Consider the following 6,000-nt stretch of genomic DNA (forward strand, 5'->3'; position numbering starts at 1 on the left):
CTGAGGAGTGCCGCACGTGAGCATCTGATGCCCCCCTCTCAGGATCCGTTATATGCGGGGCTCGGGCAGGCTGTCCGGATCGGGACGGAACTGCTTGCTGCGTTGATCGTCGGGGGAGGACTGGGTTGGGTCGTCGACACCTATCTGCTCGATTCTAATCCATGGGGATTGGTGGTGGGGTTAGGGTTGGGGGCCGCAGCCGGTGTACGGAGCGCCTATCGGTCTGCGCAACGATGGCAGAGTTAACCAGAATCGTCTGACTGATAAAGGATCATCGTGGAAGAAAGTCCGTTACATGCGTTTGAACTGCACGATCTGATTCCCTTGGTTCCGGCTGGGGTGGATATTTCCATCAACAAGGCCGTGATTCTGATGTGGGTGATCGTCGGCCTGGTGGCGTTCCTGATGATCTCGGCTGCGGCGGCCCGTAAGTTGGTTCCGGGCAAATTGCAGAACATGGCCGAATTGATCGTCGAGTTCATCCGCGGGATTATTTTGGACACCATGGGCGAGCCGGGCATGAAATATTTTCCCCTGATCGCCACGTTGTTCCTCTTTATTCTCTTTGCCAATTTGATCGGGTTGATTCCCGGTTCCTATACCGTCACCAGTCAGATCATTGTGACGGCGGTCTTTGCTGTAGGGGTTTACGGGCTGAGTATTGTGCTCGGCTTTTCCCTTCATGGCATGAAGTTTCTCGGCATTCTCGTGCCGCCCGGGACACCGGGTTGGCTCTTGCCGTTGATGATTCCGATTGAATTGATCAGTCAGTTGGCGCGACCCATTTCCCTGGCCGTCCGTCTGTTCGCGAATATGACTGCCGGCCACGTCATTCTGGGAGTCTTGTTTGGTCTGGCGATCAGCGGTGGGTTGCTGATCGGGTGGCTGCCATTCGCGTTCACCATCGCCATGAACGGACTCGAAGTTGGTATCGCGTTTATTCAAGCCTATATTTTTACCGTGCTGAGCTGTGTGTATCTGGGTGATGCGGTTACCCTGCACGGTCATAGCGAGCACGCACACTAGGTCGAGTTGTTTACATAAGGGAGGAGAGGACAAACAATGGATGCAGCAGCAGCAGCGTTGGTGGGTATGGGATTGGCGGCGGCAGGATTTGCCGGCGCCGGTGTGGGCATCGGGTATATCTTCGGGAAAATGATCGAGGCCGTGGCCCGGCAGCCGGAAGCGGAAGGCCGCGTCGGCAAGTACATGTGGATCGGGTTCGCGTTGGTCGAAGCCATTGCACTGTACGGGCTGGTCATTGCGTTCATCATCATGGGCTTGCGTAAGTAGTCGTTTCGACGGCTGAGCCCTGATGCTGGGGCCTATTCCCGGCTCAGAACCTCAACTCATTTGGGTACTAGACTATGCCTCAATTTGAATCACATTTCTTTTCGTCCCTGATCTTCTGGGAGGTGCTCTCCTTCGGGATCCTGTTCTTCCTGCTCTACAAGTATGCATTTCCCAGCCTGTTGGGCATGCTGGAAGAGCGCGAGAAAAAGATCAAGGACAGTCTCGATCAGGCGGAACGCCACCGGTCCGAAGCCGAGCGCAGGCTGAAGGAATACGAAGCCAAGCTGGCGACGGCGGCCAAGGACGCAGAGGCGCTCCTGGCACAGGCCAAAGAACGCGCCCAGCGCCTGATGGAAGAGAACGAGCAGCGCATGACGGCGGATGCGGAACGCATCAAGGGCGACGCGACGCGCGAAATCGAGACCGAGCGCCGGAAGGCCATCCAGGACATCCGTTCGCAAACGACCGACTTGGCGATGATGGTGGCTGAGAAAGTCGTCGGGCGGGCACTGACGGAAGGCGATCATCGTCGCCTGGCGGACGAAGCCCTCGATGCCCTCGCAAAGAGCTATCAGAGCCGGAATTAGCCTCTCTTACGCCGGGGGGGTCAGACTCACGCCCCCCTGGCGGTATCCTTCCAAATCAACCGTCACAAAGCGATAGCCGAGTTTCTTCAGGGTTTCGGCCAGCCGTTCGCGACGTCCCGGTTGTAACAGTCCTGGCAGTTCTTCTGCGCCCAATTCTATTCTGGCGATCTCCCCATGGTCTCGCACACGATAGTGGCGAAAGCCTTCTTCTGCGAGAGCATCTTCCGCGCGCTCCACGCGTGAGAGAGTGCTTCTCGTGATCGTGATTCCGCGTGGGATGCGGGAAGAGAGACAGGCGGCCGCCGGCTTGTCCCAATTGGAGAGGCCTAGTTCCCTTGCTACGTCGCGGATGTCGGCTTTGGAGAATCCGGCTTCCAGCAACGGGCTACGGACGCCTCGTTCGCGAGCGGCTTTCAGCCCGGGCCGGTCGTCTCCCAGATCATCCACATTGGTGCCATCGACAATGTACCCCGCCGCATATTCACTCCGGAGCGTTTCGAGGAGGGAGTACAGGTCGGTCTTGCAGTGGTAACAGCGGGTGGCATCATTCCGGACGAATTCGGGAATGTCGAGTTGATCGGTTTCAGCGATGCGATGGCGCGCGCCGATCTCAGCGGCGATGGCTTGTGTCGCGGCCAGCTCCGCCGCCGGCAGGGTCGGCGAGACGGCGGTCACGCCGACGGCCTGCGTGCCCAGTTCATCATGCGCCAATTTGAGAACGAGGGAACTGTCGATTCCGCCTGAGAAGGCCACGATGACCGAGCCCATCTCACGAAGGATCTGTCGTGCCCGGGTGAGTTTGTCGATCAACGGACTTGTGGAAAGCATGGGATTTTTGGATCTGCGCGGCCAGGCTGGGGGACAGTGGCCGGCTATTGTTTGACTTTAGCCTTCGCGATCGATCCGACGACGACCAAGGCGTAGTGTTGGGGGTCGAGATACTGCTTGGCGACTCGCAGGACATCGTCCTTCGTCACCTTTTCGATGGCTTTTGGGTACTGTGTGAAGTAGTCCAATCCGAGGTTGTAGAGCTCGACCTGGGCGAGGACGTTGGCCAGTTTTGCGCTGGAATCGACCCGCAGAGGGAAGCTGCCGACGATGAAGGACTTGGCTTCGTTGAGTTCCTGATCCGTGACCGGGGCATCGCGCATCCCTTTGATCTCCGTGAGGACACCTGCGATGGCCTGGTTCGTGACGTCGGTTCTGGTCTGCAGGCTGATAAAGAAGGCGCCCGGCATCAAGCGGGAGTCGAACTGGCTCATGATGCCATAGGCCAGTCCCTGCTTGTCGCGAATGGAATCCATGAGGCGAGAGGAAAACCCACCGGCACCCAGGATGTAGTTCATGACCGTGACGGCATAGTAGTCAGGGTTAGTCCGGCTGATGCCCGTGTGTCCCAGGACGATCGTTGACTGGGTCAGATCCTTCTCGATGAGCTGGACCATTTTCCGTTCGATCGAAGCCGGTTTTTTTATCTGGTAGGGCGAGGGGGTTCCCTTCTTCCACGACCCGAAATGGGTCTGGACCAGAGTGGCGGCCTGATCCTGTGTCAGGTCTCCCACGATGACCAGGATCGTTTGATTCGGCAGGTATTCCCTGGCATGAAACTGCTGGATGTCCGCGACGGTTATCTTATTGAGCGTTTCTTCCGTGCCATGGGCCGGCCAGCTGTAGGGATGGCCGTGAAAAATCAATTGGTGGAAGGCTTTCATGGCCACGTTGCCGGGATCATCGTCATCGCTGACAATTTCGCCGAGGATCTGCGTGCGGACACGTTCGAATTCCTGTTTGTGAAAAGCAGGATGTTGGAGCATATCGGCGAGGAGCGCAAAGCCGAGGTCGGCATCCTTCTTGAGCGCACGGGTGGAGGCGGTCGTGAAATCCTCTGCCGCATGGGCTTCCAGCGAGCCTCCCACAAAATCGATTTGTTCGGCGATTTGCCGAGATGTCCGGGTCAGCGTGCCTTCGTCCAGGAGGCTGGCCGTCAGATTCGCCAATCCTGCTTTGTCGGGCGGATCCTGCGCCGACCCCACCTTGACCAGCGCGTGGATTTCCACGGTCGGCAGAAAATGCTGTTCCAGGAACAACACGGTCATGCCGTTGGCGGTGACGGAGCGGGTCGGGACGATGTCCGCAGCCTGCGCCGAGGCGAAGGGCAGGCAGAGCGCCATACAGAGCAGGCCCGCTAGTGTTCGGCCTACAGAGCGGCGGTGTCGGTATTGGCGCGAGAGCCGGGTGCTTGGTTGTTGCGTCATCGGGATCGCTCGTTAGTGAGGTTGTGTCGGTGACGCGGCCTGGGTTTGCGGAGCTTGAGGAATCAGGGTTCCCGTGGTGCGCATATCGGCAGCCAGGTAGTGCGACGCCACACGTTGCACGTCCTGCGCGGTGACGGCACGGGTGCGCTCCACAAACTGGCTGACTTTGCGCCACCCGGCCCCGATCGTTTCGGCCTCTCCCAGCAGCATGGCCTGACGGAAATTCGAATCCTGCTCAAAAATGTGGGCCGCTTCGATCTGATTTTTCGCGCGCTGGAGTTCGAGTTCGCTCGGCGGTTCGGTTTGGATCCGTTGGATCTCCTTGAGCACCGCGTCCTCGACTGCTTCGACCTTCTCGCCGGGTTTGACCACGGCATAAAAATAGAACAGCCCCGGGTCGGCTTGCATCAGGCCATAGTCGGCCCCCACGGCCAGGGCGGTCTTTTGCTCATACACGAGACTCTGGTAGAGCCGGGCGCTCTTGCCGTGAGACAAGATCGATTCAAGCACGTTCAAGGCATAGGAGTCGTCGCTCGAATAGTTGGGGACACGGTAGCCCATCATGACGAACGGCACCTGCGCCTCCCGCTTGAGCAGGAAACGGCGCTCCCCGTGCTGCGGCGCTTCCGTCACGGCCAGGGCTTTGGGGGATGGACCCTTCGGAATCGGCTCGAAGAGCTTGGCGATGGTCGGGAGGAGTGTCTCTGCCTTGATGTCCCCGACCACAATCAGGGTGGCGTTGTTCGGCGAATAGTAGGTGTCGTAGTGGCGCTGGAGATCGTCGAGGTTCATCGCATCGAGATCGGAGAACCATCCGATCACCGGCCAGTGGTACGGGTGACTCATGAAGGCCTGTGCGAAGAGGGCTTCCACCAGCGCGCCTTGCGGGTCATCTTCGTTGCGCAGCCGCCGCTCTTCCTTCACCACTTCCCGTTCGGTCTTGAATTCGTTCGCATCGAGAATCAGCCCTTGCATGCGGTCGGCCTCGAGTTCGAGGGCGAGCGTCACGCGATCGGCAGCCAGGTTCTCAAAGTAGGCGGTGAAGTCCTGGCTGGTAAACGCGTTATCCATCCCGCCGTTCTTGCGAACCAGTCGGGAGAAGGTGCCCTTGGGGTACTTGGCCGTGCCTTTGAACATCATATGCTCAAGCATGTGGGACAACCCGGCCCGGCCCATGACCTCGTTTCGCGAGCCCACCTTGTACCAGACCTGCACAGTTGCCACGGGAGCTTTGGGGACTTCCACCAGGATCACTTTCATGTCGTTGGACAAGGTGTATTCCTTGGGCTCGACGGCATGGGCCAGGGAGGTCTGGCTCGCGAACAGGATGAAGCTCAGCAATGAACAGGCGAGGATGGACAATCGATTAGGGGCTGAGTTGGAAGTTGCGCTCTGATTAGGCATGTACGAAGAACATGCTAACAACGGGTCTGAATCTGTGTCAAGGCAACCTGGGCATCTGACGCATCGATACGACCGAGTTGGCCGCAGGCACCCAACACATCGCGGCCACGGCTGCGGCGAAGGTAGACATCCACATGGCCCCGGCGGAGGGTGTCCTGAAACGTGTCAATCGCCGAGTCTGAGGGGCGTCGGTAGGGGTTGCCCGGAAACGGGTTGAAGGCGATCAGGTTGACCTTGCAGCGAAGGCCTCGAAGCAGCTTCACCAACCGGGCGGCGTCCTCGGCGCGATCATTCACGTCCGCGAGCAGAACATATTCGAAGGTGAGGCGATCACGGTCCGCCAGCGGATAGGCGCGACAGGCGGCGAGCAAGGCGTCGAGCGAATGGAGCCGGTTGGCCGCCGGCATGAGTTGATCGCGGAGTGCATCGGTGGTCGCATTCAGCGAGATGGCGAGGTTCAC

At 59.0% G+C, this 6,000-nt stretch carries 8 protein-coding genes; 4 read left to right on the forward strand and 4 right to left on the reverse strand.

The window, feature by feature from the left end; all coding sequences use genetic code 11:
- Positions 1 to 27 precede the first annotated feature (27 nt).
- The 4 genes from H8K11_12135 to atpF all read left to right on the forward strand — a co-directional run bounded on the left by H8K11_12135 (position 28) and on the right by atpF (position 1,880).
- Complete coding sequence (locus H8K11_12135; GenBank protein MCS6264495.1) at positions 28 to 246, forward strand: AtpZ/AtpI family protein; 219 nt, start codon at positions 28 to 30, stop codon at positions 244 to 246.
- A gap of 30 nt (positions 247 to 276) precedes the next feature.
- Complete coding sequence (locus H8K11_12140) at positions 277 to 1,026, forward strand: F0F1 ATP synthase subunit A (GenBank protein MCS6264496.1); 750 nt, start codon at positions 277 to 279, stop codon at positions 1,024 to 1,026.
- A 36-nt stretch (positions 1,027 to 1,062) separates the two neighbouring features.
- On the forward strand, positions 1,063 to 1,293 hold the full coding sequence (gene atpE / locus H8K11_12145; GenBank protein MCS6264497.1) for an ATP synthase F0 subunit C: 231 nt from the start codon (positions 1,063 to 1,065) through the stop codon (positions 1,291 to 1,293).
- A 74-nt stretch (positions 1,294 to 1,367) separates the two neighbouring features.
- Positions 1,368 to 1,880: a F0F1 ATP synthase subunit B gene (gene atpF, locus H8K11_12150; GenBank protein ID MCS6264498.1), complete on the forward strand. Its 513-nt coding sequence runs from the start codon at positions 1,368 to 1,370 to the stop codon at positions 1,878 to 1,880.
- A gap of 6 nt (positions 1,881 to 1,886) precedes the next feature.
- On the opposite strand, the gene larE is transcribed toward atpF, so the two are convergent.
- From larE to H8K11_12170, 4 genes are all read right to left on the reverse strand, one after another.
- The gene (gene larE / locus H8K11_12155; GenBank protein MCS6264499.1) at positions 1,887 to 2,708 is read right to left on the reverse strand and encodes an ATP-dependent sacrificial sulfur transferase LarE; all 822 of its coding nucleotides are present in this window, start codon (positions 2,706 to 2,708) and stop codon (positions 1,887 to 1,889) included.
- 44 nt (positions 2,709 to 2,752) lie between these two features.
- On the reverse strand, positions 2,753 to 4,135 hold the full coding sequence (locus tag H8K11_12160; GenBank protein MCS6264500.1) for an insulinase family protein: 1,383 nt from the start codon (positions 4,133 to 4,135) through the stop codon (positions 2,753 to 2,755).
- Between the two features lie 12 nt (positions 4,136 to 4,147).
- Positions 4,148 to 5,539: an insulinase family protein gene (locus H8K11_12165; GenBank protein MCS6264501.1), complete on the reverse strand. Its 1,392-nt coding sequence runs from the start codon at positions 5,537 to 5,539 to the stop codon at positions 4,148 to 4,150.
- 14 nt (positions 5,540 to 5,553) lie between these two features.
- The coding region (locus H8K11_12170) for a 23S rRNA (adenine(2503)-C(2))-methyltransferase RlmN (GenBank protein ID MCS6264502.1) at positions 5,554 to 6,000 on the reverse strand (447 nt) is incomplete at its 5' end.

This window comes from Nitrospira sp., from assembly GCA_024998565.1.
In the GTDB taxonomy this organism is placed as follows: Bacteria; Nitrospirota; Nitrospiria; order Nitrospirales; family Nitrospiraceae; genus Nitrospira_A.